This window comes from Micromonospora sp. NPDC005553, from assembly GCF_042871765.1.
Classification (GTDB): domain Bacteria; phylum Actinomycetota; class Actinomycetes; order Mycobacteriales; family Micromonosporaceae; genus Micromonospora.
Map to the genome: position 1 here is coordinate 456,521 of NZ_JBIAJD010000005.1, position 24,588 is coordinate 481,108.

Below are 24,588 nucleotides of genomic sequence, written 5' to 3' on the forward strand. Positions count from 1 at the left end.
GGGGTGCGGCAGGCCCCGGAGATCGATGAGGGCGAGGCGCCAGGTAAGACAGCAGTCGACCCGGTCAACCGGGCACACGCGCTGTTCCGTGCTCGTGGCGAACGCGCCATCGCCGCAGTGAAGAGATGAGCCAGTGCGAGTAGGGCCTGCCGGCCGGGGCTGAGTCGACGCCAGTGGGACCGCTGCTGGTAGCGGTGGGCGCGGATCAGGTCCGCGAGGTGGTTCAACGATCGGTTGGACAACGGAATCGAGGTGGGGTGAGACAGCGACGCGGCTCCCGGTGGGGGCACCTTCCGTGGTCGATCGCTGTCCTACCGGGAGCCTCACCTCAACCCGCTGTCGGGGCACCCGAACCCGTCCCCACCAGCACAAGTCAGTCGAAGAACGCTCAATGGCTTCGGATCAGGTGCGCTTGCGGCGCGCGATCTCGTCAGCGAGTTGCTGCACATGGGCGGGGTCCGCGTCCCGGGCAAGGGCGACGTAGTGGTCCATGACGGCCGGCCGGTAGCGCACGGGCAACGTCTGCCCTCGGGCGAGTCGGGTGAGCTCGGTGATCGTGAGGCCCTCGTCTGCGATACCGCGGAACGAGATGCCGTCGGCGGTCTCCACGTCGAACATCAGGGCCACGCGAGGGTTGCTGTTCAACTCCCGCCAGTCGACGAGAACGCCGAGCGCAAGCGCCCCCGTGCGCAGTTCCGCATTGCGATTCCGCGCATCACTGCTCATCAGCGGGTTCGGGGCGATCCCGGGGAAGTCGGGCCCGACGCCGAGCGATTCCCGACTCAGGTCGGGCCTGAGCTGGTCCATCAGCTCGCTGTGCTTGTTCGTCGAACCGATGATCCTGCCGATCATCGCGTCAAACATCCTGCCGAACATCCTGACCCCTCCCTCACAACGGTGCCGGAGTCTCGGCCTGGCGCTCCGCCTTACCGCGATTGTATGGCGGCCATTCCCGAGCGCCGTCGCATCGCCCCGTCTCGATGGGGTCGCCGTCCAAGCCTTGGAGTACCGCCATCAAGGCGTCGACAACGTGCAGCGCTGGATCGTCAGCTCACGAGCAGCGTGGCGTGTATTCACCGACGGCAGGAGGCAGTTACTCGTCCGCGGCACGCAAATGCCGCCGCGATGGGTCGGACCCGGTACGACGGCGGCGGCCGGTCACCCGCTGGGTGGCCGGCCGCCGTGGCGTCGATCAGTTAGAGCCGGGCCACGCCCGCCTCGGTGGCCTCCTGCACCGCCGAGGTACGGCGGACCTCGGCTCGCTGGTCGCCGGCGTCCTCCCGGTCCGGGCCGGCCACCCGGGCCGACCGGTTGGTGGTCGCGGCCGCCTGGTCACCGGTCACGCCACCGCGGATCCGGTTGTTGGCGGCCACCTGGGCGACCGGGTCATTGCCGGTGACGGTCAACTGCCCGTTGATGATGTTGTCGTCCACGGTGACACCGCCGGTGGTGCTGGTGATGCTGACGTCAGCACCCCAGTAGCCACCGGAGGCGCAGCTGTCGAGCCCACCGTTCGGGCCGAGCTGCACCCCACCCAGGTTCCCCGCGAAGGTGGCCCGGCCCTGGACGGCGCTGCCACACACCACGCTGCCGGTGGCGCTGTTGAGCACCGACAGCGTGCCGTCGACGAACGAGTCGTGCAGGTCGGTGTAGTAGGTGCCGGTGCTGCTGAGGTTGCGCTGCACCTGGGTGCCCTGGTCGAGCCGGACCTCGCCGGCGCCGACGGTGACGTGCCCGGCGACCGTCGACCCCTCGGCGAACAGGAAGCTGTCGATGGTCGTGGAGCCCTTCGGCCGCACTGTCACGGTGCCGGTGCGGGCGTCCTTCAGGAAGACGCCGTACCCACCGGCGGCGAGCACCACCTGGCCGTCGACTGTCGTCTCGGTCGCGTCGAGGTACCCGTCGGCGGCGACGCGTACCTCACCGCTGACCCGGCCACCGGTCACCACCAGGTTGCCGCCGGCCGCGACGGTGACGTTGCCGGTGATCGTGGTGCCGGTGAGCGCGCAGGACTCGCCGGCGGGCACGAGCAGGTCGTTGGGCACTGTCACCGCGCCGCCGGTGCCGATGCAGTGGGTGACCAGGTCGGCGTGTGCGGTGGGCGCCACGGCCAGCACCGAGGCCGCGATGACGGCGCTCACGGTGGCCAGCTTGGCGACGGTACGTCCGGGCATCGTGGTACTCCCTGTCGGTGAGGTTCGAGGACTCATGCGCCGACGTCCGATCGGGCCGCGGCCCGGACGATGGCGCCCTGCTGCCGCCGGTCGAGCGTGCCGCCGGTCACGAGCGCGGCGGTGACCGCTTCGACGTGTCGGACGAATTCGGCGTGGCCGGGGTAGTCGGCGTGTTCGTCGATCAGATCGTTGATGGTGCAGCCGTCGCCGGTGTCCACGTTGGGCACGCCGGTGTCGCCACCGTCGATGACGACAGTGGCCCGGGTGTCCGAGTCGGGGCAGCTGTCGGTGCTGTCGGCCACCACGGTGAACGACGTCGACTGCTCGGTGGAGGAGTTCCCCGCCACGTCGGTCGCCCGGTAGCGGACTGTGTGCGCGCCGGGTGCGCGGACGGCGACCGGAGCGGCGTACGCCGTCCAGCCCCCGGTGTCGAGCGCGTACTCGATCTTCGCCACGCCCGACTCGGTGTCGGTGGCCGTGACGGTGACGGTCGCGCCGCCCACGTACCCGCCGTCGTCGTTCCGGTCACCGGCCACCGTGGCGGCGACGGTGGGTGGAGTCGTGTCCTCGGCCTGCGGCTCGACGACGGTGAAGTGGGACATCTGCTCCGCCGAGGTGTTCCCGGCGACGTCGGTGGCCCGGTAGTGCAGCATGTGCATCCCGGCCGTGTTCACCACGATCGGGTTCGCGTACGCGGTGAAGGCCGCCCCGTCCAGGGCGTACTCGATGGTGGCGACACCGGATCCGCTGTCGGTGGCGGTCAGCGTGGCGGTGGCCGTACCGATGTAGTTGCCGTCGCCGTCGCGGTCGCCGGCCAGCGCGGCCGTGACCACCGGTGCTGTGGTGTCCTCCTCCCCCGGCTCGACGATCCGGAACGCCACCGAGCCGACGGCGCTGGTGTTGCCGGCCTGGTCGGTGGCGCGGAACTGCACCGCGTGGTCGCCGATCGCGGTCACCCGCACCGGGTCGGTGTACGGCAGGAAGCTGGTGTCGTCGACCTGGTACTCGACGGTCTGGACCCCCGAGTCGGCGTCGGTGGCCGTCACTGTCACAGTGGCAGCGCCGAGGTAGTTGCCGTCCTGGTCCTGGTCGCCGGAGACCGCGGCGGTCACTGTCGGCGCGGTGGTGTCGCCACCGCCACCGCCGTCGGTGACCACCAGTTCACCGACCATCGAGCTGTGGCCGGGGATCGAGCAGAAGTACCGGTACCGGCCGGGGGTCAGCGTCACTGTCGCCTGGTGGCGGCCGTCGTTGGCGTCGAACGGGCTGGCCAGGATGTTGACTGTGACGTCGTGGTTGTAGCCCTCGGTGCTGGTGTCGAAGGTCAGGGTGTGCGGCATCCCGGTGGTGTTGCCGGTGGCCGCGCTGTTCTCCCAGATGATCGTGGTCGCTCCGGCCACCGCCGTGGTGGGCGCGGACTTGTATCGGGTGATGCTGTCGTCGGCGGTCCAGGTCAACACCTGGTCGGCGGCGACGCGCGGGGCGGCGGAGGCGGGCGTCACTGCCAACGGGATCACCGTGAGCAGGAACGCCGCCAGCGCGGCCGTCAGTCGTCGGGTCATCGTCACTCCTAGAGTTCTCGCGCACGGATGTTGCGGAACTCGGTCAGGTCGTTGTCACCGTGGTTCTGCAGCCCGATGAAGCCGCGCAGGAACTGCCGCAGGTCGGTCGGCGGGTCGCCGGCTCGCGACGACTGCTTGCCCGGCGTGTTGTCGAATTCGTTGATCACCACGCCGTTGCGGATCATCGTGTAGTGCTGCCCGACGGCGCGGATCTCGTAGTCGTTCCACTCGTTCTTCGGCGTGACGCCGGCCTGGGCCAGCGGCACCGGGTCGAAGTTGTAGACCGAGCCGGTCTTCTGCGGCTCACCGGTGTCACCGTCGTAGATCTGGATCTCGTGTCCGCAGTAGATCGCCATCCAGGCCGGCGAGGTCCGCGCCGATCCGACAGTGCCGCAGCTGTCCGGTGGCCGCTGGTCCAGGGGCGTTCGCAGGTCCGGGAACCGGATGAAGACTCCGGTGTTGGCCCGGCCGGTGCCTGGGGCGATGTCCCGGAACTGCAACTTCAGCGAGAAGTCGCCCAACTCCTTGGTGTGCCAGAGCATGCCCAGGCCACCGCTGGAGCGCAGCGACCCGTCCGGCTGGATGTCGAACTGGCCCGACGGCGCCTGCTGCCAACCGCGCAGCGACTCGGTGGTGCCGTCGAAGAGCGGCTCGTACCCGGTGTGCCCCTCCCTGCCGATCTCCGACGCGGCGGCCAGGCGGGTGAGGGTGCCCGCTTCACGGGTGCTGAGCAGGTCGTCGTTCTGCAACGCGCGGGCGACCGCTGTGACGTGCCGGACGAAACCGTTGTGGTCGGTCCAGGTGCTCTCGTCGTCGATCAGGTCGTTGGCCGTGCAGCCCTGCCCGACCGTGCGACTGGGCACCCCGGTGTCGGTGTCGCCGAGCCATACCGTCGACCGGTCGTCGGGCACCGCGCAGCCCACCGTCACAGTGGTCTGCACCGTCGCCGTCTGACCGTCGGCGTACGTGACGGTGAGCTTCGCGGTGTAGGTGCCGACAGTGGCGTACGTGTGCCGAGGGTCCGCCTCGGTGGACGTGGCGCCGTCGCCGAACTCCCAGCGGTGGCTCACGCCGCCGGAGCGGGAACCGGTGAAGGCGATGGTCAGCGGCTTGTTCTGCACGGCGACCGAGGTCGCCGCCGGTGCCGGGGTGGGCGCCCCGCCGGTGTAGGTGACCCGGATCAGCTTCTGGTTCGCGTGCAGGCTGAAGAAGCCGCCGCCGTAGTCGAGGAGGTAGAGCGCGCCGTCCGGGCCGAACTTCGCGTCCATCCAGCTCTGCAACCGGGTGTCGCCGTTGCCACCGGGGATGATGGCCCGCAGCGACTCGGCGTACACCGGTGGGGCGGCCTGCGGCACGCCGGCCGGGTCGACGGTGACCGCGACCCGGTTGGCGGCGTTCGACTGGTCGCCGATGAACCACTTGCCGTCCCAGTGCTCCGGCCACGCCACGCCGCTGGCGGTGTCGACGAGGCTCCGGTGGTACGTCGGGCCGGACATGATGGCCTGCCCGCCGCCGCGCAGGTACGGCTGTGTGTAGGTGGCGTCGGCCGCCACGTAGGTCGGCAGGCCGCTGCCGTCGGTCCGCTTCGGGAACACCGGGCCGCCACCGTCCGGCGAATACCAGATCATGTTGTCCCGGGCCGCCGGGATGTCCTCCAGTCCGGTGTTGCGCGGCGAGGTGTTCTTCAGGTTGTCGCAGTCGTACCAGCCGGTGAGCACTGTCGCGTCGGTGTTGCTGCGGTCGCGGTACGGCTGCCGGTTGCCCATGCAGTACGGCCAGCCCTGGTTACCGGCGGAGGTGATGATGGTGGCCGTCTCGTACTTCGCCGGGCCCAGGGTCGGGCTGGGCGACGAGGCGTCCGGGCCGACCCAGCCGGCGGTCAGCCACTGGTGCACCGGGTCGATCTGGAGGCGGGCGATGTTGCGTACGCCCATCACGTAGATCTCCGGCCGGGTCTTCTCGGTGCCCGGTGGGAACAGGTTGCCCTCCGGGATGGTGTACGTGCCGTCCGGCTCCGGGTGAATCCGGATGATCTTGCCGGCGAGGTCGTTGGTGTTACCCGACGTGCGACGGGCGTCCTGGAACGAGATGCCCTGGTACTCCTCGGTCCAGTTGTTGCCGGCGTAACCCTGCGACCCCTCCGAGGAGTTGTTGTCGCCGGAGCCGACGTAGAGGTTGCCCTTGGCGTCGAACGCCATGCCGCCGCCGGCGTGGCAGCAGCTGTGGATCTGCACCGGGAACTGCAACAGGTCCTTGCGGGTGGCCTGGTCGATGGTCTGCGCCTGCCGGTCGTAGGTGAACCGGGAGACGGTCCGCTGACCGACCCGCTTCACAGGGTCGACGGAGTCGTGCGGCATCCAGTAGACGTAGAGCCAGCCGTTCTCGGCGAAGGCGGGGTCGGGCACGATGCCGAGCAGACCCTCCTCGTTCTTGACCAACTCGGATCCGCTGCCCCGGTTGCCCATCACCTCCAGGGTGGTGAGCAGTTTGACCTGCTTGGTTCGCGGGTCCCAGGAGTGGATGGTGCCGCAGCCCAGGCCGACCTTCGGGTTGTTCCAGTCCGCGATGGGGCCGCTCGGGCAGGCCGCCTTGCCGACGTAGAAGACAGTGCCGTCCGGCGCGATGGTGAGCCCGTGCGGCTCGCCGATCTGGTCCAACTGCCCGGTCTGGTTGGCCGCGGTGAGTCGCTCCACCTTGTAGTTCGCGGCGATGGTGGCCTGGCAGTCACCGCGTACCCGACCGGTGGTCCAGTTGAGGGCGCCGGTGAGGTGCGTGCGGAACGCCTCCTCGCCGTAGCTGCCCTCGGTGTGGCCCATGCCGGTGTAGAACGACCGGCCGCCGTCGTAGTCCCGGCACCAGGACACCGGGTGGAAGGCGCCGTTGGCGGCCGCCCCCGGGTTGTAGTGCCGCTCCTCGACCTGGGCGAGGGTGTGCACCGTGCCGATCGGGTTCGGGTCCCAGTTCTCCCAGCGGTCGGACCGGGTGATGGTCAGCGGCAGCGACGCGGTCGCCGGGTGCTTGCGGTCCAGGATGTTCACCACCGCGCGGTTCACCGCGGGCGGCTCCGGAGCGGTGGTGCTGCCGGTGAACAGGCGCAGGTCGGCGAGCTGGACCAGCGGTTCACCGCTGTTCGCGGTGACGTTGAGCCGGTAGCGCGTGAACTCCTGCGGCGTGGCAATGTCGAACCGGCGGGTCTGGAAGCGGTCCGGGAAGGTCTGCCCGGTGCGGCGGTCCAGGTCGGTCCAGCTCTGACCGTCGGTGGAGCCCTGCAGGGTCCAGTCCTTCGGGTCCCGGCCGGCGGAGTCGTTTGCCGACGTGAGCGCGTACCCGGTGATCTTCTTCGGTGCGCTCAACTCGTACGCCACCCAGGCGGTCGGGGTGCGGACCAGCCACTTCGTGTTGGCGTCGCCGTCGGTCAGCTTCTCCTTGGTCTCGTTGGGCGGGTTCTCGCCGCTGGCGGTCACCCGGGTCACCGGCTCGGCTACCGGGATGGCGCCGGCCGGGCGGGTGCCGATCAGCCCGGTGAACCAGGCGGAGTCGACCTGGGCGCGGGCGGCGTCGGCGATACCGACGAAACCGCCGCCGGCCTTGACGTAGCTCTGGAGCGCCGACTCCTGGTCGCGGTTCAGCGCGGCGCCCGCCGCGGAGAGAAAGACCACGCTGCGGTACGCGGACAGCCCGGCCGCGGTGAAGGTGCCCGGATCCGTGGTGGCCGTGACATCGATGTCATGACCGGCACCAAGCTGTTTGATGGTGTCCACAGCGCGCGACACCGGGTCCTGTTGCTCGGCCACCGGGCCGTGGAACACCAGGACGGCGGTCCTCTGCGGCGTGGCCGCCTGCGGGGCGGCCGCCGTTCGTGGTGCGGCCGCGGCCGCCGTCGTCGTCGCCGGGAGCAGTGTCGCCAAGGCCGCTACCGCGGCAAGGGTTCGTCGTAGTTTTCTCGTCATGCCCGTCCCCACTTTCGGTTCGGTCAGCTTCCGTGCGTGTGGGTGTGGCCCTGGAACCGGTGGATCGCCTCCTCGGCGCCCGGCGGCATGCTGCCGTCGGCGTTGCGCACCAGGAAGATCCCGGCCATGCCGCCGTCGGAGTGCGTCTGCACGTGGCAGTGGTACATCCACGCGCCGGGTCCGACGCCCTCCCCGGCCAGCACCTGGAAACCGAACGAGCTGCCGGGGTTGAGGTCCTTGTTGTCGACCACCAGGCTCGGGTCGCTCGGCCCCTCCAACATCCCGGTGCGGTTGTCCGCCCAGCGGTGCGCGTGCAGGTGGAAGGTGTGGAACAGGTTGCCGTGGCCGATGGCGATCCACTCGACGCGCTCGCCCAGGTTCGCCTCGAACATCGGCGTCGCCGGAGCCATCTTGTTGTTGATCATCATGTCGTGGAACACCGCAGTGAACTGCTTCGACGGCAGGATGTCGCCACGCCGTCGGACGATCAGCGCGCCGTACAGTCCCTTCGCGACACCGCCGGTGCCGTGGTCGGTGCCCATCGCGTGATCGTGGTAGTGCCAGTAGCCGGCGCTGCCCGGCATGTACCGCCGACCCGCCGCGGCCACCATCTCGTGCGAGCGCCAGACGTACGTCCGCGTCTCACCCGGGTTGTTGAACGAGGCGTTGAACGGGCTGCCGTCGGACTCGGTGCTGTAGTCCACCCCGTGCGGATGGATGGACAGCCGCTGGTTGGTGGTGTTGACCAGGGTGATCTCCAGCGTGTCACCCTCGTACATCTCCAGGATCGGCCCCGGAACGGTGGCCTGACCAGGCGCCAGGCCGTACCCGAACAGGTTGCCGGGCAACTGCTCGGCGTAGATGGTGATCTTCTTGGTGACACCGGCGGCGGCCCGGGCGGGGCTGCCGCCGAACGCGGTGCCGATCGTTGGGGCGGACGCGCCCAACGCCCCGGCGGCGAGCGCGCCGGTGGCGATCAGCGATCTGCGGGACAGGTGGCGGTGAGGGCCACCAACGTGATCGTCCATGGGTCTCCGTTCCCGACCGGGCGAAGACGCGACGAGGGCAGCGTGCATCGACCGCCGAGCACAGGGGCGGTGGCACGACTGAGGTGAGGCTCGTCGCGGACTTTGCTCGGAAGACTCAGAACTTTCGATGGATGACAGCAACTTATGTAATCCATCGACGAAAGTACAGGTCTGATTGCAAAAAGATTACCTTGACATCACGACGTCCGTCGATTGACATGAAGCTGACACACGCGCTGCCACAGCCCCGGACGAACGAGTCACCGCGGGCAACGGGCCGACACCTCGGGCCCGAACTGCCCCGCCGCTACTGCTCGGGTCGCGCCCCACGGCCGTCGCGCCACCGCCGCTGCAGACGGGTGATCCGCTGCAGCGCGGCCTTGAATTCGGCGAAGCCCTCTGCGCCGAACGTCTGCTCGTGGCGTCGCTCGATCGCCGCGAGGATCGCGCGGGCCCGGGAGATCTCGTCAAGGCCGTGCGCGGTGGGCACGACGAGTTTGGCCCGACGGTCACGCGGGTCGGGTTCGCGTGAGACGTAGCCGAGGTTGACGAGTTCGTCCACAATCGTGCCGACGATCTGCTTGTGCTGGCCCGACCGCTGGGCCACCTCCGTCGCGCGGGTCCCGTCGCGGTCCAGGAAGGCCAGCACCGAACCATGGCGCGGCCGCACATCCGGGTGCCCCTGCTCGGCCAGGGTTTCGAACAGCTCGTCCTGAACGGCACGCATGAACGCGGCCGTCAACATGCCCACGTCCGGCTCCGGCTGGTCGTCACTCACCGCGCCTCCAAATTAGTCACGACTCTTGACGGTCAAGAATAATGACTATACGGTTCTGGTCAGCTGATCGCCACTTCTCACCAACGGGAAGAAGATCATCGCTTCGACGTACGCCACCCTCCAGCACTTCTGAGCAGCGACGACCCAGAGGAGAAGACCGTGACCGACGATGTCACCCAGTACATCAACAAGACGCAGCCGTGGCAGATCGACGTTTGCGAGAAGCTACGTGCGATGGTCAGCCAGACCATTCCCGATGTCGAGGAGCGGCTCCAGTACGGCAAGCCGCACTACCTCAAGAACGGGCACTTCGCGGCCGTCATCGCGGTGGCCAAGGACAAGGTGTCGTTCATGGTGTTCAACGCGACGGACGTTCCGGTGGTCAAGGGATTCCTGCGGGCACTGGGCAACGGTGAGCGCAAGGCCGTCGACATCAAGGAAGGGCAGGACGTCGACTACGGCGCACTTGCCAGCATTCTGGAGAAGACCACGACCGCCCGGTAGCCGCCCGCAGGCGGCTACCGAATCACCCGCTCAGAGGGTGGTGGCGGTCGTCAGCCGGCAGGGTGGTGGCGGTCGTCAGCCGGCAGGCTGGGGGCCGCCGGTGGCGCGGGCGACTGGGCTGGCGCACCGAGCTGCGCGACGTGGGTCGGGTCGAGGACCCGGGAGAGGAACGCGCGGGTCCGTTCGTGCTTCGGAGCGCCCAGCACCTCCTGCGGCGGCCCCTGCTCGACCACCACGCCACCGTCCATGAAGACGACCCGGTCGGCGACGTCGCGGGCGAACGCCATCTCGTGGGTGACCACCATCATCGTCATACCGTCCTCGGCCAGCTTGCGCATGACGGTGAGCACGTCGCCGACGAGTTCCGGGTCGAGCGCGGAGGTCGGCTCGTCGAAGAGCATCAGCTTCGGCTCCATCGACAGCGACCGGGCGATCGCCGCCCGCTGCTGCTGCCCACCGGAGAGCTGCGCCGGGAAGGCGTCGGCCTTGTCGGTCAGCCCGACGCGCTCCAGGTTGGCCCGTGCGATCCGCTCGGCCTCGGCCCGACCTCGCCGGAGCACCCGGCGCTGGGCGATGGTGAGGTTGTTCAGGACGGTCAGGTGCGGAAACAGGTTGAACGACTGGAACACCATGCCGATGCCGCGGCGGACCGCGTCGATCTCGACGTCCGGGTCGGTCATCTCGACCCCGTTCACCCAGATCTTGCCGGCGGTCGGCTCCTCCAGCAGATCGACGCAGCGCAGCAGGGTCGACTTGCCGGAACCGGACGGACCGATGACGCAGACCACCTCGCCCTGGCCGACCTCGAAGTCGATGCCCTTGAGCACCTTGAGCGGCCCGAAGGACTTGTGCAGGTCGCGGATCTCCACGGCGGGGCGGGATGGGGTGGTCGTCATCGGGGTCACCGAGCCTTGGCGTAGCGGAGTTCGAGGCGTCGTACCACCTGCGACAGCGGCAGGGTGATCACCAGGTAGGCGAGGCCGGCCACCAGCAGCGGCGTCGCGTTAACCCGGTCGTTGAGCATGTCCCGACCGAACTTGGTGATCTCGATCGTCTGCGCCGTCACCCCGAGCACGTACGCCAGCGACGAGTCCTTGGTGAGCAGGATGAGCTCGTTCGTCAGCGGCGGGATCACGATCCGGAACGCCTGCGGGATGACGATCGTGCGCATGGCGGTGAAGTGCGACATGCCGAGGGTCCGCGCCGCCTCCATCTGCCCCTTCGGCACGGCCTGGATGCCGGCCCGGATCGTCTCCGCCATGTACGCCGCGGCGGTCAACCCGAGGCCGATCGCTATCGAACCGAACACCCCGCCCGGAATCTCGCGCTCCGGGAAGGCGATCGGGATGCCGTACCCGACGAGGAAGAGCACCAACAGCGCGGGCAGACCCCGGAACAGCTCGATGTACGCCGTCGCCGCCCAGCGGTACGGCGCCACCCGGGACAGGCGCATCAGCGCCAGGATCGTCCCGAACACGAGGCCGAAGGCGAACGCGCCCAGCGTGTAGAGGATGGTGTTGCGCAGCGCGACGGTGATGATCGTCGGGAACATCGACTTGATGATGTCGACGCGGAAGAACGCGTCGGCCAACCTGTCCCAGTCCGCGGCGACGAGCACCGTGGCGATGATGGCGATGAAGACCAGGTACTGGAGCCCGAGGGACAGCCGCTCCCGCTGGCGGCGTCGCAGCTTCACGTTCGCTCGTTGCCTTCCCGGAGGTTACCGACGTCGGAGGGCGCGCGGGACGCGCGCCCTCCGGTACTGCGTGGCGCTCAGGCGCTCGGCTGCTTGCCGATCCACTTCTCGTAGATCGTGTTGTACGTGCCGTCCTGCCTGGCCTTGGCCAGCACCTCGTTGATCTTCTTGAGCAACTCCGGGTTGGCGTCCTTCTTCACGGGGAAGCCGTACTGCTCGCCGGTGTCGAACTCGGCGGCCACCTCGAACCCAGCCGGGTTCTTCTTCAGGTACTCGGTCCAGACCGGCAGGTCGTTGATGGCGGCCTCGACCTGGCCGTTGGCGACGGCCTGCTGGAGGGCGGCGAGGTCCTCGAACTCGACGAGCTTCAGGCCCTTCTCCGCCTCGAGCTTCTTGGCGTAGTCACGACCCGTGGTGGCCGCCTGGACGCCGAGCTTCTTGCCCTTGAGGTCGTCGAGGGACTTGTACGTCTTGCCGGTCTTCACCAGCATCGCCTGGGTGGCGTCGAAGTACGGGTCGGAGAAGTCGATGACCTTCTTCCGCTCCTCGGTGATGGTCATGCCGGCGGCAGCCGCGTCGCACTTGCCGGTGTTGAGGTCCTGACCGGACTTGATCCCCTCGAACGGGGTGTCGACGATCGTCTGCTCGACGCCGAGTTCCTTGGCGACCAGGTCCATGATCTCGACGTCGAAGCCGGTCACCTTGCCGCTGGCGTCCTTGGACTGGAACGGCGGGTAGGGCAGGTGGGTGCAGACAGTCAGTTTGCCGGCCGTGACCAGCTTGACCCCGCTCGCCTGGACCTCGCTGTCGTCCTTCTTCGCGCAACCCGCGGTCAGCGCGAGGGCGGTGACGGCCACGACGAGGCCGGCCTGACGGACGACGCTTGGGAACCTCACGGCTGTGCCCCTCCGATTCGGCTTCCAATTCACAGAAAGCCAATCTGGTTCATAGACTTTGCGATTAGCGACCGTACCCGATCCGGCGCGTCGCCCCCAGATCACGCCGTGACCGCTCGGCGGACCCGGCGGGGTGCCCTCAGTCGACAAACCCGACACTTGCCCCGCAAAGGGCCTCAGCCACCGGTTCCCTCGGCCGCTCCGTCCGGGGTGAGGGCCCCTTCGTGGGGGTCTGTGTCCAGGAACACATGCTGGTGGCCCTGGCCGGAATCGACGCTGATCTGATCGAGCTGGGTCGCCGCGACCGACCAGATCGTCGCGGCTTCGGCCGCCTGCCGCGCGGTGACGTCCAGCAGGGCCGCCCGTTGCGCCGCTGGAACGCCGGCCGCCAGCGCGTAGGCGTCGACGGCCAGCGACGCCTGCTCGACCGCTCCGCGCAGGCCTCCGCGCGCCACGTTGGTGGCGGTGGTCCCCGACGGCGGCTCGGCGAACGGCTCCGCCGCCTGGCGCATGACCCCCTGCCACTGGCGCGCCTGCGCCGGGTCCGGCGCACGTCCGGCCGTCGTCTCCGTCTTGATGGCGGCCAGCACCGGGGCGACCTGGTCGCGGACGCGCCGGGCCGTCTCGATCAGCTCCACGATCTGCTGAGCGTCCCGCTTCGCCTCGTCCTGCTTGATGTTCGCGATGGTCGCCTCAGTCGCGTCCGGACGGCCCAACTGGTAGCCGATCAACCCACCGAGCAACGCGGTGACCAGTGCGATCACGCCCGCGACGGCCACGAAGCGCACTGTGCGGCGGTGCCGCACATCGGCCTTGTCCAGCTGGTAGGAGGGTCGGCCGGTACGGCGCGCCATCGCATCTCCTCACATCGATGGGGTGGGGCCAAAGATTAACTGCCCCGTGACGTCCGTCGATAGTGCCGATTGGTGCGCTCCCTGCCTGTCTGCACCTCCCGTGGCTACTTAACCGCTTGGGCGTTTTACCCTTTTTTGGGTGCTTATCGTGATCCTTGCGCAGTGGACAAACCGAACAGTCGAGGCCGCTCTCGCAAGCTGAAGCCATCTTGGCCGGAGGGATCGTCCTCGGCCTCGGTGCGACGATCACCCTCGCCGCCTGGAACGACTCGGAGTACGCGACGGGCACGTTCACGGCGGGCAGCTTCAGCACGGAGGGCAGCACCGCTGTCGGGCGGCTTCACCGGCGGCGGGACTCTCGGCGCCAGCGCCACCTCGGTCACTGTCCCGGGCGGGTTGCTGGGCATCGGAACCGGCACCTTCAACCTGGTCGCGAACGGCCCCGGCGGCTGGACGTCGACACCGGTCACCGGAACGGTCGGCATGCTGACGGCTGTCCTCTACTCCTGCAGCGTTCCGTAGACCGGGTAGCCCCACTCGGCCAGGGACTTCTCCAGCACCCGTTCGATCGCGGCGAGCTGCGCCGGGCTGAGTTCGTCCCGGTACGCCTCCGCCCGGCCCACTGTGAAGTCGTACCGGGAGAAGCCCTTCTCGAAGGCCGTCGACCAGCCCAGACCGAGGAAGTCGAGCATCCGGCTCACCTGCTCGCGCGGTTGCTCGACCAGGTCCTCGTAGCGCACGTCCAGCCACTGGTCGGCCGGGTGACGCAGTCGGGCCTGCGCGAAGGCGTCCATCAGCATCTTCCAGCCCAGCGCGGCGAGTACCTGGAAGGAGCGACCGGATTCGGCCCACTCCTCCCGAAGGTCGGACGGGAGCGGGCCGTAGATCCAGTTGTCCGGCCCGCGCCAGCCGTCCCACCAGCCCATCTGGAGCCACGAGTTGGCCACCGCCCGGCCGTCGCGCACCACGTTGACCACCCGCAGCTCCGGGTACGCGGCGTGCAGCAGGCCGGTCCGCGGCCATCCGGTGACGTGCTGCACCAACTGCTGACAGCCCTGCCGCGCGATCCGCTCGTCGAAGAAGGCCCGCAGCCGCCGTGCCACGAACGGGGTCAGGTCCTCGGCGACCAGGTCCCGACACGGTCGGGAGAAGCCGGCCAGGACCTGCCGGTCGAGCAGGTGGTACGCCTCCGACGGCGCGACCCGGAGCCGGCCCCGCTCCAGCAACCGTCGACTGTGACGCAGCGAGGTCATCCCCGCCGGGCGCGGCGCCGAACGCCGGTAGAGCGGTCCGTTGAACCTGCCCTTCGGGTTGAGCCGGGCCAGTTTGTCGTCCAGGCCGGAGACGAAGCCGACCGCTGGATGCCGGGAGAGCAACTCCTGGACCAGTGTCGAACCGCAGCGACCGGTGCCCACCACCAGTGAGAGCATCGTTCAGCCTTTCTGCCGGGTGGCGGGTGACGGGGAGACGGCCGGGTCCGCGGCGAAGCGGGCCTTGGGTGAGGTGGCCGCCGGGCGGCGCAACGGGTAGCCGAAGCGGGTCAGCGCCACGGCGGTCAGCCCGGTCACCACCGCGTACGCGCGGGTGGGCAGCCCGGTCAGCCACTCGCTGTCGGCGACCACGTCGACCAGTCCGGTGCGGTGCCGCGACGGGTTGCCGGCCACCGAGTGGGTGGGCGCGAGCCGTACCGTGGCCGGTGTCGGAAACGGAAGCTCGTCGGGGATCGCGCCGACGAAGCCGGCGATCCGGGCGGTGGCACCGGCCGGGTCGGCGACGAAGTCCTCGTACCGCACCCGCAGGTAGCGGGCCGGCGCACGGCGACGGTCGCCCCACAGCCGTACGGTCGCGGTGTTCCAGACCAGCCAGAGCAGCGCGGCCTTGCCGACCGGTGGGCGGCTCATCAGCTGGTCGTCGGCACGCCCGTCCAGCGGGCGTCGGCGACGCCACGAGTACGCGGTGGCGCGCGGGTCGCGCACCACGTGCAGGACGTACAGGTCGATGCCGGGCAGGCCGCCGAGCAGGGCCCCGTACGGCGGCAGCTTGGAGGAGTCGACGATGACGCCGTCCGACCGGCCGGCCAGGGCGTGCTCGGCGATCGAGGCGTAGAGCCGGGCCAGGTGCGTGTCGTCGGGGTGGCCCGCGACCGGCGGCTGCCCCCGACGCTGGCGGCGCAGCAGTGCGGGCAGTCCGCGCAGCCGCAGCCGCTGGGCCAACCGGGCGGCGATCCCGGCCGGGTCGGCGTCGGTCAGGTCGGCGCGCACCCGGGCCCAGAGCGGGCAGTCGGCGACCGGGGCGCCGCAGCCGCACTGTCGGTTCTCCAGGATGCCGCGCCGCCACAGGTACCGCAGCTCGCCGGCCGCGAAGAAGCCCGGCAACTGTCCCAGGACCGTGGTCACCAGCGTGCTGCCACTGCGACCGCTACCGGCGAGGTAGAGCACCCGTACCGGGCTCACCGGGCCGCTCCCCCACCGGCGGCGGCCCGGCGCGACGGCAGCGCCTCGGCGGCCTCCGCGTACAGCCCACGGATCCGGTCCAGGTGCCGGTCCGGGGCGAACTGGGCGGCGATCTTCGCCCGACCCGCCCGGCCCATCCGGTATGCCCGGTCCGGGGCGGCCAGGAGGTCGTTGAGCGCGTCGCCGAGGGCCGTCGGCGCGTCGGCCGCGACAATGCGGCCGTCCACCTCGGGCTCGACCAGCTCGGGAAGCCCGCCCAGGTCGGTGGCGACCACCGGAACACCGCAGGCGAACGCCTCCAGCACCGCCATCGGTTGGTTCTCGTGCCATCGCGACGGTACGGCGACCACTGCCGCCGACCGGATCAGCTCGTGCAGGCGCGGCTTGTCGAGACGGCCGTGGAACCGGACCCGGCCGGGCACCCGCCGCGCGGCGAGCGCCTCCAACTCCGGCCGGGCCGGGCCGTCGCCGGCGATGTCCACGATGACCCCGTCCGGCAGCGCGGCGGCCGCCTCGATCAGCACGTCGACCCCTTTCTCCGGCGCCAGCCGCCCGGCGAAGACGACACCGCCGCCGGGGGTCTGCTTGGCCGCGACGCCGGTCAGGTCGACGAAGTGGTTGACCACCCGCAGCCGGTCCGGGTAGACGCCCGCGCGGCGCATCACGTCGGCCAGGAACCCGCTCGGGCTCACGAAGAGCTGCACCGGGTCGTACGCGTCGAACTGCCGGTGCAACCAGGACTCGACTGCGAGCAGGCCACTGCGCGACAGCGACCCGTCCTTGCAGCGGCGACGGGCCGCCTGCAACGGGCCACCGGTGACGCACGCCTGGCAGGGACGGCCCCGGTCCAGCAGCTGGTAGCTCGGGCAGGCGAGCTTGTAGTCGTGCATGGTCAGGACGCATGGCACACCGGCGGCGCGGGCGGCGGCGAGCACCGACGGGGAGAGCTGGTGGTAGATGTTGTGCAGGTGCAGCACGTCCGGCCGAAAGTCGTCGATCACCCGGGCCAGCCCGCGGCGGCTCGTCGGTGACCACAGCATCCGGCCGACGGCCACCGCGCGGGGCCGCACCCCGCTCGGCGCCGGCTCCAACTCCACTTCGGACGGGAACCGCGCGGCGTACGGCAGCGGCGACTCGTTCTCCGGGTGGCTCATGCCGAAGTAGGCGACAGTGTCGCCCGCGACCCGTTGCAGGTCGGCGAGATCGAGCAGATACCCCTCCGCGCCGCCACGGCGGTAGAGGAACTTGTTCACGTGCAGCACGCGCATCGACTCGCCCTGCTCACATCGATCGGGCGATCCGGGCCCGGAGGTGATGACGGGGTCTGCCCGCCCCGACCAGGGCCCACGGTATGCAGGGCGGGTCGGCGAGTCCAGCTCACGTTTGGCATGTGGCTGAACGGGTGATCTTCGTCTGCCCGTGCGGTCCGCGGCCTGGCCTCCCGCCATGATCTCCAGATAGCCTGGCTGCCGCCGGTCACACCCGCCCTGGTACAGGGCCGGGGCCGATGTCCGACGAGGAGGACCGTGGCAGCCGACGACGAGATCTCCGCGCTCGCGTACACCGCGCGCCGGGTCCGGCGGCATCTGCGCTGGGCTCGTACCGAGGGGATCGGACGGCTGATCGAGGAGGACCGCCTCAACCCGGTCGACCGGATCGGCACCGCACTGGCGAAGCGACGCTGGCGGCGGCGGGCCGGCCGGACGCCCGGCTCGGCGATGCCGGTCTACCTGGTCGGCCTGCAACGCTCCGGCACGAACATGCTGGTCCGGGGCCTGGACGCCGCCGGAGAGGTCGAGGTCCGCAACGAGAACGACGGCAGTCTCTTCCACCGCTTCCAACTGCGCCCCGACCCGGTGCTGACCGCCACTCTCCAGCGCAGCCGGCACGCGTACGTCCTGGTCAAGCCGCTCTGTGAGAGCCACCGCGTGGATGAGTTGCTGGCCCTGCCGGGGCTGACCCCCGGGCGGGCGCTCTGGGTCTACCGCGACGTCGACGACCGGGCCCGCTCCGAGGTCGCCAAGTTCGGTGACGCCAACCTGCGGGCCCTGCGGGCGATCGCCGACGGCAGCATCGGCAGCCGGTGGCAGGGGCAACGCCTCGACGCCGACACCGTCGAGCTGATCCGGGCCCACGACCCGCAGGGGTTGGATCCGCATAGCGGCGCCGCGCTGTTCTGGTACGTCCGCAACTCGCTGTTCTTCCAGCTCGGCCTGGACCAGCGGGCCGACGTGCTGCTCTGCCGCTACGACAGCCTGGTCGCGAAGCCCGCCGCGCAGCTCCGGCGGCTCTGCGCCTTCCTCGACTTCCCCTACCATCCCCGGCTGCACGCGCACATCGCCCCACGCGCGTCGCACGGCCCGACGAACCACCGACGGCTACCGATCGACAGGGGCGTCCGGGCCCGCTGCGACGAGCTGACCGACCGGCTCGATCGCGCCGCGGCCGACGCCCGATCCGAGACGACGAAGGCGGTCGACAGTGGCTGAGACCGGAACCCGTACCGCACCGATCTTCCTGGTCGGCTGCCAGCGGTCGGGCACCACGATGGTGCGTCTCGTCCTGGACTCGCACTCGCGGATCAGTTGCGGTCCGGAGACCCGGTTCCTGCCGGACCTGCGACGGATCGTCGGCCGGGACTGGGAGCGGCTGGCCCGCTTCGGTTTTCCGCGCGAGGACTGGTTGCGCCGGATCCGGGACTTCTTCGGCGGGGTGCACGCCGACTACGCAGCCACGCGGGGCAAGGCCCGGTGGGCCGACAAGACCCCGCTGTACGCCATGTCGCTCGACTTCGTCACCGAGGTCTTCCCGGACGCCCAGATCGTGCACCTCATCCGGGACGGCCGCGACGTGGTGGTCTCGCACCGCAAACGGTTCGGCTACTGGTCCGCTGTGAAGTGCGTGGTGAAGTGGCCGCGCTACATCCGCGCCGCGCGGGCCGTCGGCGCAACTCTGCCGGCGGACCGCTACTACGAGCTGCGGTACGAGGAGGCGGTCAGCGAGCCGGAGAAGACGATGCGCGGCCTCTTCGAATTCCTCGGCGAGCCCTGGGAGGACGGCATCCTCGACTACGACAGCAAGCAGCACGACGTGGCGCAGAAGTACACCACCGAGGCGGAGCGGCGACGGGCGGCGGTGGGCGACGCCGCGCCCATCTACGGCTCCCGGGTGGGCAGCTACCGCCGCGAACTCGACCCGTTCCTGCGCCTGCTGGTCTGGGTCTTCTCCGGTCCGACCCTGCGCGCGCTGGGCTACCGGTGACCCGCCCCGGCCGGCTGCGCGCGGCCGCGACCGCCGTCGCCGTCACGCTCCTGCTCACCGCCGGCTGCACCGCCGGCGACGACGATCCGCCACCGGCCGCCACCCCCTCCGCGAAGGTGACACCCGGAGCCGCCCCGCCGGCGCGCGTCGGCGACCCGGTGAGCAACCCGTTCGGCGCGCACTGGGACTGGTCGCGGTACCAGCAGTTCGAGCCGTACCTGCGCCGGCTCGCCGGTTCGGCGACGTACGAGGAGATCTCCTGGTGCGAGATCGAACGGACCTCGGGGCAGGTCGACTGGGCTGGGCTGGACGAAATCGCCTCGCGCAGCCGGGACCTGGGCGTCACGCTGCACCTGAAGATCCGCACCGGCGTGTGCTGGGCGACCGGTGGCAAGGCCCGCTACACCCGGGGCGCGGCGAACAAGACCGAGTCGGCGATGCCCACCGACCTCGGCGCGTACCAGCGCTTCGTCCGCTCGGTGGTGCAGCGCTACGGCCCGTACGGGGTACGGGAGTACGCCATCGAGAACGAGGTCAACGCGCCGAGCTACTGGGCCGGCAGCCCCGAGGAGTACGCGCGGCTGGTCCGGGCCGCCGCCGAGACGATCCGCGCGACCGACCCGAAGGCGCTGGTGGTCGACTCCGGCATCAGCAGCGTCGCGTACGGCATGGGTGTCGCCGACCGGCTGGTGCGCGCCGGTCGGATGCCCGAGGCCGTCGCCGCCTACCAGGCGTACTTCCAACGTCGGGTCGGCACCCGGGGGCAGCAGATCCCGGCGGTGAACGGGGAGGCGCAACTGCGCCGGGCGCTCGGCACCGAGACCAACAGCCGCAGCCTGCGCTTCCTGGCGGTGACCGAGTCGCTGCTGACCGACCGCACCGTCGACGTCCGCCAGGTGCACTTCTACGAGCACTTCAGCGGGGTGGCCCCGCTGCTGGACTACCTGCGCGCCACCACACCACCGGGTACGCCGATCCAGGCGTGGGAGGTCGGGCAGTTCTGGCGCGACGGCGACGGTGACCCGACCAGCCGGGCGGCGGAGATGGTCAAGACGGTCACCCTGCTGGTCGCCGGCGGGATCGGTGAGATCAGCTGGCTGCCGTTGGCGTACAACCCGAACAACGCCGCCGGCAGCGAGGTCCGCTACGGCCTGCTCGACCCGGACGGCGCTGAGCGGGACGCCGGCCGGATGCTGGCCGCCCTGGCCGACGCGGCGCGGGACGCCACAGTCACCCCGCTGCCCGCCCCGGTGGCCGGCAGGCTGCACGGGGTCGCGTTCGTCCGGGGCGGGTCGAGCACGCTGGTGCTCTGGTCGGCGTCGAACACGCCGGTGACCGTGCCGGCGACACCGGGCGGACGGACCGGGGCGGTGGGTTCCCCGCTGGGCGCGGCCGGCGGCGGCACCACAGTGACCGACGTCCCCGTCCTGCTCCGCGCCGACCAGCCGGTGGACCGGATCCTCGCCGCCGTCCGCTAGACCGTCGTGCCGCGCGTAGCGGCCACCTCTTTCACCCGGCCGGTCTTGCCCGAACGCTTGAGGAGGAACGCGCCACCGCCAACGAGGACGACGCCGAGCGCCAGCCCAATGAGGTCCCCCCGGGACAGCGCACTGAACAGCATCAAGATGCCGAAGATGACTGCCACGCCACCGATGAGTCGCATGAGGTAGTTGCCGACCAACGTGCCTCGTCTATTCGCCATGGCGTGTCTTGTGCCCGCCCCAGGCAGTCCACAAACGACGGTGACACTGCCTAGGGCGTGTTCCGCCGATCATGGATCGTCAGTCCTGGTCATGACATGCTTCGGCTGTGTACCGGACCGAGGATCAACGGTGCTTCCAGCGTCTGGTCGAGGCGCTATCGGGACGGGCGGATCCCCAGGCTGAGGCCGAGATGGGCGCACCCCTGGATCCCCGACTCGCGGACTCGCTGGTTGAAGTGATGGCGGGTGAGGAGCAACTCGGGCTGGACACGCTCTGTGCCAACGTCTTCGACTACCGGGTGCGGCTGACAGGTGAGGAGTACGCAACGATCACCGATCTCGCCGATCGTTGGGATCTCGGCGCTCGGGTGATCGATGGATTGAACGAGCTTGTGATCCCGGATGAGCCATCCGAGTGCTCATGAGAGCCAAACGATGGCGGCGATGAGGACGAGGATGGCGCGGTAAAGGGATGCGCGTTTGGGTCCGACGGGTCCCGCGCGCTGGCCGCCCGTACCGATGACGCTGATGTCTGTGAGTCATCGTGATGACTCACAGACATCACGCTCATGCGTAGCGGGTGGCCAGGTCACGCCACTGCTTGAGGCGGTTGAAGCAGCGTTCCACCACGTGCGCGTAACCCTTGTCGGCGATCAACACGTCGGGACGTTTACGGGGCCGTCCGGGTCCAGGTTCGTTGACCCGGATCGCGTCCAGTAGCGCCAGCAACTGCGGGTTGTCGCCGGCCTGGCCAGGGGTGAGCAGGATCGACAGCGGCCGGCCGTGTCCGTCGACGGCGAGGCGGATCTTCGTACTCAGTCCGCCTCGAGACCGGCCGATAGCCTCGCCATCTTGCGCAGCAGGCGTCGCCGGACTTGATAGGGAGCCCTCTTTTGCGGGCGCCAGCGGAATGCTGATGCGCCCGCACGACCGACGAGTCGATGCTGATCGTCCACTGAACCGGTGTGCCGTCGTCATGGACCTGCGCTGCGGCGAGGATCCGATCCCAGGTGCCATCCGCGGTCCACCGCCGCAGCCGTTCGTGGCAGGTCTTCCACGGCCCGAAGCGTTCCGGCAGGTGACGCCACGGCGCCCCCGTGCGCAGCTTCCACAGAATCCCGTTGATGACCTGTCGGTGATCCCGCCACCGCCCCCGCGCACCGCCCGGCTCCGGCAGCAGCGGCACGATCACCGCCCACGCCTCGTCAGTCAGTTCACCACGACGCACCACCGGCACATCGTCAACGATCAACCGCTACAAGATCGGCAGGACACGCCCTAGCCGGGCCAGGGGTCGGGCCAGCCCAACAGCGCGGCCAGGCGCGCGTTGTGCGGCGCGAAGTGCTCACCCAGGCGCTCTCGCAGCTCCGGCGTGAGCTCGGAGACTCCCGGGTCGACGCGACGGGTGTGCCGGGTGAACGCCTCGGGGGTGAAGGCCGGCAGGCCGACGAAGCGCAGCATGTCGGCGTACGTGCCGGCCGGGTCGGTGTGCAGGTCCTCGGTTCGGGCGACGTGGATCCGCTCCCGCGGGACCTGCGCGAACCAGCGGTCCAACTGCTCGGCGTAGCGACCCCGGGCGGCATACGAATAGTTACGCAACGCGCGGTGCGCGGCGGCGCTGTCCGGGCCACCGCGCGTCGCCCGGGCCAGCCGCTCCTCCTCCGCGTCGAGGGCGTCGGCGAAGGACAGCGGCTCGACGCCGTATGAGCGGGTGTGCAGGTAGTGCGAGTAGGCCCGCTGCACCGGATCGCGCAGCAGGACGACGAAGCGGGCCTGCGGCAGGGTCGCCGCGACCCGGGCCGGCACGCTCGGATGGAACAGGTAGTAGGGGCTCGCCTCGAACGTCCGCTCACCGGGACCGAGGTGCGGAAAGTGCCCCCGGTACCACCGCATCCCCCGACCACTGTGGACGCTGAAGTACTGCAACTCCTTACCGCTGGCCACCCGGACCAGCGGATGCGCGGCAAGGTGGTGGTACAGCGACGTGGTGCCGCAGCGCTGCCCACCGATCACCAGGAAGTCCGGCAGCGGACCGGGCTCTCCCGGCTTCGCCGCGCGCCCCCACGCCCGCGCCGCGCGTACCCCCCGACGCAGCCGATCGGTGACCTGACGCCGCACGACGCCGGTCACGAGCGGGCCACGGGGCGGCCGGCACCCACACCGGCACCGTCGGCGGGGCCGGCGGGGTCGGCCGGGGCGCGTCGACCATTTCGGCGGGTCACCGAGCGCAACACCATGACGTCCTCCCGACTGAGCCCGAGGGCGAGCACCACGGCGAGGTACACCGCCACGATCGCGGCCAGACCGACCGCGAGCTGCACGGTCCCGTCCCCGAGCAGCCACCGCACACCGAACCCGGCACCCATCGCGACCAGCGCGGCGACCAGGCCCTTGACCATGCCCGCCGTCACCGGCACGGTGTGCACCTGCGCGCGCACCTGCCAGACCCGTGCGACGTTCACCGCTGCCAACGACACCGCCCAGGCCACCGCCGCGCCGAGAATGCCGTACGCCGGGATGAGCCAGAGGTTGAGCAGGACGTTGAGCAGCAGGGCCGCGAGGTTGTCCACCATGTTGACCGAGACCCGGCCGGACATGTTCAGCAACGTCCCGCAGGGCCCGGTGGCGGCGTTCACCAGTTGGCCGAGCGCCAGCACCACTGTCACCGCCGCACCGCCGGCCAGACCCGGCCCGCCGACCACGCGCAGCAACTGCTCCGGAAAGACCAGCAACGCCACGAAGGCCGGCAGCGACAGCCGGAGCACCCAACCGGTGGCGACCCGGTAGATCCGGCGTACCTCGTCCAGTCGACCCTGGTGGTAGAGGTGCGCCAGGTGCGGACCGAACGAGGCGTTCACCGGTGCCAGCACGAACACCGCGATCGTGACCAGCCGGGTCGCCACGTGATAGACGCCGATCGCGTCGGGACCGTAGTCGAAGAAGCCGAGCAGCAGCGCGTCCACCCAGATCAGCCCGGTGGACGACAGCGAGGAGACCCAGCTGACGGTGGAGAATCGGAACAGCTCACCCGGCCGGTACGCGGGCCGGGCGGCGGGCACCCGACGCACCATCCGGGCGAGTGCCACGAGGGCGAGCCCGGCCGCGCTCCAGCTCGCCGCCACCAGCGCCCAGAACGCGCCGGTCAGGCCGGCCCCGAGGGCGAGCGCCAGAGCGGTGAGCACCAGCCGGGCGGCCGGCTCGTAGACCTGGCCGATGAGCGCGTACGCCCGTTGTGTGCGCCACCCGCGGGTGGCCGCGAGGGCGGCCTCGCAGACGGTGGCGGCGGGCAGGCAGAGCGCCGCCAACCGCAGCCCGGTGGTGAGCTGCGGGTCGTGCAGGGCGTCGGCGAGCCACGGCGCGCCGACCACCAGACCGAGGGCGATCACTGTGGACGCCACGGCCGAGATGCCGATCCCGAGCCGGATCGCGCCCCGCAGGGCGGCCGGCTCGTCGTCGGCGAGGTGCACCGCCACGAACCGGGTCAGCCCGGCCCGGAAGCCGGAGAGCGAGAGCAGCCCCAGCAGCGACAGCACGGCGTAGACCTGGGCGTACCGGCCGAGTTCGCGTACACCCAGCACCCGGGCCAGCAACAACATGACCAGGAAGAGCGCCACCTGGCTGAGCACGGCGCTGCCCAGGTTCAGCACACCGCCGCGGGCCATGCCGCGTACCTGCTGGTCGCCGGTCTCCGGCGCGGCCGGCGACCGGCCGGTCACCTCGCGCACCCGGC

21 protein-coding genes and 2 pseudogenes are annotated in these 24,588 nt (G+C 70.3%); 6 read left to right on the plus strand and 17 right to left on the minus strand.

Features of this window, described 5'->3' with window-relative positions; all coding sequences use genetic code 11:
• Positions 1-402: 402 nt before the first annotated feature.
• The 6 genes from ACFYPG_RS22945 to ACFYPG_RS22970 form a co-directional block, all read right to left on the minus strand.
• On the minus strand, positions 403-876 hold the full coding sequence (locus ACFYPG_RS22945) for a hypothetical protein (protein WP_387353806.1): 474 nt from the start codon (positions 874-876) through the stop codon (positions 403-405).
• A gap of 320 nt (positions 877-1,196) precedes the next feature.
• Positions 1,197-2,174 carry a hypothetical protein gene (locus ACFYPG_RS22950; protein WP_387353807.1) on the minus strand — a complete coding sequence of 326 codons (978 nt, stop codon included), beginning with the start codon at positions 2,172-2,174 and terminating at the stop codon, positions 1,197-1,199.
• 32 nt (positions 2,175-2,206) lie between these two features.
• Positions 2,207-3,736 carry an OmpL47-type beta-barrel domain-containing protein gene (locus tag ACFYPG_RS22955; RefSeq protein ID WP_387353808.1) on the minus strand — a complete coding sequence of 510 codons (1,530 nt, stop codon included), beginning with the start codon at positions 3,734-3,736 and terminating at the stop codon, positions 2,207-2,209.
• Between the two features lie 8 nt (positions 3,737-3,744).
• Entirely contained in the window at positions 3,745-7,686 is a 3,942-nt protein-coding gene (locus tag ACFYPG_RS22960) for a ThuA domain-containing protein (RefSeq protein ID WP_387353809.1), read from the minus strand.
• Between the two features lie 23 nt (positions 7,687-7,709).
• On the minus strand, positions 7,710-8,714 hold the full coding sequence (locus ACFYPG_RS22965; protein WP_355008615.1) for a multicopper oxidase domain-containing protein: 1,005 nt from the start codon (positions 8,712-8,714) through the stop codon (positions 7,710-7,712).
• Between the two features lie 307 nt (positions 8,715-9,021).
• Positions 9,022-9,492 (minus strand): MarR family winged helix-turn-helix transcriptional regulator, encoded by a 471-nt coding sequence (locus ACFYPG_RS22970; RefSeq protein WP_355008614.1) that lies wholly within the window; start codon positions 9,490-9,492, stop codon positions 9,022-9,024.
• Between the two features lie 159 nt (positions 9,493-9,651).
• Here ACFYPG_RS22970 and ACFYPG_RS22975 point away from each other — a divergent pair, with 159 nt between their 5' ends.
• The gene (locus ACFYPG_RS22975) at positions 9,652-9,996 is read left to right on the plus strand and encodes a DUF1801 domain-containing protein (RefSeq protein ID WP_387353810.1); all 345 of its coding nucleotides are present in this window, start codon (positions 9,652-9,654) and stop codon (positions 9,994-9,996) included.
• A gap of 50 nt (positions 9,997-10,046) precedes the next feature.
• Here the strand turns inward: ACFYPG_RS22975 and ACFYPG_RS22980 are convergent, their stop codons facing one another.
• From ACFYPG_RS22980 to ACFYPG_RS22995, 4 genes are all read right to left on the minus strand, one after another.
• Positions 10,047-10,892: an amino acid ABC transporter ATP-binding protein gene (locus ACFYPG_RS22980; protein ID WP_355008612.1), complete on the minus strand. Its 846-nt coding sequence runs from the start codon at positions 10,890-10,892 to the stop codon at positions 10,047-10,049.
• A 5-nt stretch (positions 10,893-10,897) separates the two neighbouring features.
• Positions 10,898-11,692 (minus strand): amino acid ABC transporter permease, encoded by a 795-nt coding sequence (locus tag ACFYPG_RS22985; RefSeq protein ID WP_355008611.1) that lies wholly within the window; start codon positions 11,690-11,692, stop codon positions 10,898-10,900.
• A gap of 77 nt (positions 11,693-11,769) precedes the next feature.
• On the minus strand, positions 11,770-12,588 hold the full coding sequence (locus ACFYPG_RS22990; protein ID WP_387353811.1) for a basic amino acid ABC transporter substrate-binding protein: 819 nt from the start codon (positions 12,586-12,588) through the stop codon (positions 11,770-11,772).
• Between the two features lie 176 nt (positions 12,589-12,764).
• Entirely contained in the window at positions 12,765-13,442 is a 678-nt protein-coding gene (locus ACFYPG_RS22995) for a hypothetical protein (protein ID WP_387353812.1), read from the minus strand.
• 209 nt (positions 13,443-13,651) lie between these two features.
• On the opposite strand from ACFYPG_RS22995, the pseudogene ACFYPG_RS23000 reads away from it, so the two are divergent.
• Positions 13,652-13,738 (plus strand): annotated as a pseudogene (locus ACFYPG_RS23000) (SipW-dependent-type signal peptide-containing protein); the annotation flags it as partial.
• 204 nt (positions 13,739-13,942) lie between these two features.
• Here ACFYPG_RS23000 and ACFYPG_RS23005 read toward each other — a convergent pair.
• From ACFYPG_RS23005 to ACFYPG_RS23015, 3 genes are read right to left on the minus strand one after another with little or no spacing between them, the layout of a single operon-like run.
• Positions 13,943-14,872 carry a sulfotransferase gene (locus ACFYPG_RS23005; RefSeq protein WP_355008608.1) on the minus strand — a complete coding sequence of 310 codons (930 nt, stop codon included), beginning with the start codon at positions 14,870-14,872 and terminating at the stop codon, positions 13,943-13,945.
• 3 nt (positions 14,873-14,875) lie between these two features.
• Entirely contained in the window at positions 14,876-15,895 is a 1,020-nt protein-coding gene (locus tag ACFYPG_RS23010) for a sulfotransferase (RefSeq protein WP_387353813.1), read from the minus strand.
• On the minus strand, positions 15,892-17,163 hold the full coding sequence (locus ACFYPG_RS23015; RefSeq protein ID WP_387353814.1) for a glycosyltransferase: 1,272 nt from the start codon (positions 17,161-17,163) through the stop codon (positions 15,892-15,894). Before ACFYPG_RS23015 ends, ACFYPG_RS23010 begins: the two co-directional genes overlap by 4 nt.
• A gap of 258 nt (positions 17,164-17,421) precedes the next feature.
• Here ACFYPG_RS23015 and ACFYPG_RS23020 point away from each other — a divergent pair, with 258 nt between their 5' ends.
• The 3 genes from ACFYPG_RS23020 to ACFYPG_RS23030 are packed head-to-tail and all read left to right on the plus strand — an operon-like array spanning position 17,422 to position 20,634.
• Complete coding sequence (locus ACFYPG_RS23020; protein WP_387353815.1) at positions 17,422-18,384, plus strand: hypothetical protein; 963 nt, start codon at positions 17,422-17,424, stop codon at positions 18,382-18,384.
• Complete coding sequence (locus tag ACFYPG_RS23025) at positions 18,377-19,156, plus strand: sulfotransferase (RefSeq protein ID WP_355008604.1); 780 nt, start codon at positions 18,377-18,379, stop codon at positions 19,154-19,156. The genes ACFYPG_RS23020 and ACFYPG_RS23025 overlap by 8 nt, the downstream gene beginning before the upstream one ends.
• Positions 19,153-20,634, plus strand: coding sequence for a hypothetical protein (locus ACFYPG_RS23030; RefSeq protein WP_387353816.1), 1,482 nt, complete (start codon positions 19,153-19,155; stop codon positions 20,632-20,634). Before ACFYPG_RS23025 ends, ACFYPG_RS23030 begins: the two co-directional genes overlap by 4 nt.
• Here ACFYPG_RS23030 and ACFYPG_RS23035 read toward each other — a convergent pair.
• The gene (locus tag ACFYPG_RS23035) at positions 20,631-20,858 is read right to left on the minus strand and encodes a hypothetical protein (RefSeq protein ID WP_355008602.1); all 228 of its coding nucleotides are present in this window, start codon (positions 20,856-20,858) and stop codon (positions 20,631-20,633) included. The genes ACFYPG_RS23030 and ACFYPG_RS23035 overlap by 4 nt on opposite strands.
• Before the next feature lie 107 nt (positions 20,859-20,965).
• On the opposite strand from ACFYPG_RS23035, the gene ACFYPG_RS23040 reads away from it, so the two are divergent.
• On the plus strand, positions 20,966-21,283 hold the full coding sequence (locus tag ACFYPG_RS23040) for a hypothetical protein (RefSeq protein WP_355008601.1): 318 nt from the start codon (positions 20,966-20,968) through the stop codon (positions 21,281-21,283).
• Between the two features lie 142 nt (positions 21,284-21,425).
• On the opposite strand, the pseudogene ACFYPG_RS23045 reads toward ACFYPG_RS23040, so the two are convergent.
• From ACFYPG_RS23045 to ACFYPG_RS23055, 3 genes and pseudogenes are all read right to left on the minus strand, one after another.
• A pseudogene (locus tag ACFYPG_RS23045) lies at positions 21,426-22,086 on the minus strand (IS5 family transposase).
• Positions 22,087-22,136: 50 nt separating this feature from the next.
• Positions 22,137-22,988 carry a sulfotransferase family protein gene (locus ACFYPG_RS23050; RefSeq protein WP_387353817.1) on the minus strand — a complete coding sequence of 284 codons (852 nt, stop codon included), beginning with the start codon at positions 22,986-22,988 and terminating at the stop codon, positions 22,137-22,139.
• Complete coding sequence (locus ACFYPG_RS23055) at positions 22,985-24,583, minus strand: oligosaccharide flippase family protein (protein ID WP_387353818.1); 1,599 nt, start codon at positions 24,581-24,583, stop codon at positions 22,985-22,987. Before ACFYPG_RS23055 ends, ACFYPG_RS23050 begins: the two co-directional genes overlap by 4 nt.
• Between the last annotated feature and the right edge of the window lie 5 nt (positions 24,584-24,588).

Bases quoted from the DNA above. Each gene is read 5' to 3' on its own strand.
- ACFYPG_RS22945 (WP_387353806.1), bottom strand. From the start codon at position 876: ATGTTCGGCAGGATGTTTGACGCGATGATCGGCAGGATCATCGGTTCG.
- ACFYPG_RS22950 (WP_387353807.1), bottom strand. From the start codon at position 2,174: ATGCCCGGACGTACCGTCGCCAAGCTGGCCACCGTGAGCGCCGTCATC.
- ACFYPG_RS22955 (WP_387353808.1), bottom strand. From the start codon at position 3,736: ATGACCCGACGACTGACGGCCGCGCTGGCGGCGTTCCTGCTCACGGTG.
- ACFYPG_RS22960 (WP_387353809.1), bottom strand. From the start codon at position 7,686: ATGACGAGAAAACTACGACGAACCCTTGCCGCGGTAGCGGCCTTGGCG.
- ACFYPG_RS22965 (WP_355008615.1), bottom strand. From the start codon at position 8,714: ATGGACGATCACGTTGGTGGCCCTCACCGCCACCTGTCCCGCAGATCG.
- ACFYPG_RS22980 (WP_355008612.1), bottom strand. From the start codon at position 10,892: ATGACGACCACCCCATCCCGCCCCGCCGTGGAGATCCGCGACCTGCAC.
- ACFYPG_RS22995 (WP_387353812.1), bottom strand. From the start codon at position 13,442: ATGGCGCGCCGTACCGGCCGACCCTCCTACCAGCTGGACAAGGCCGAT.
- ACFYPG_RS23005 (WP_355008608.1), bottom strand. From the start codon at position 14,872: ATGCTCTCACTGGTGGTGGGCACCGGTCGCTGCGGTTCGACACTGGTC.
- ACFYPG_RS23015 (WP_387353814.1), bottom strand. From the start codon at position 17,163: ATGCGCGTGCTGCACGTGAACAAGTTCCTCTACCGCCGTGGCGGCGCG.
- ACFYPG_RS23035 (WP_355008602.1), bottom strand. From the start codon at position 20,858: ATGGCGAATAGACGAGGCACGTTGGTCGGCAACTACCTCATGCGACTC.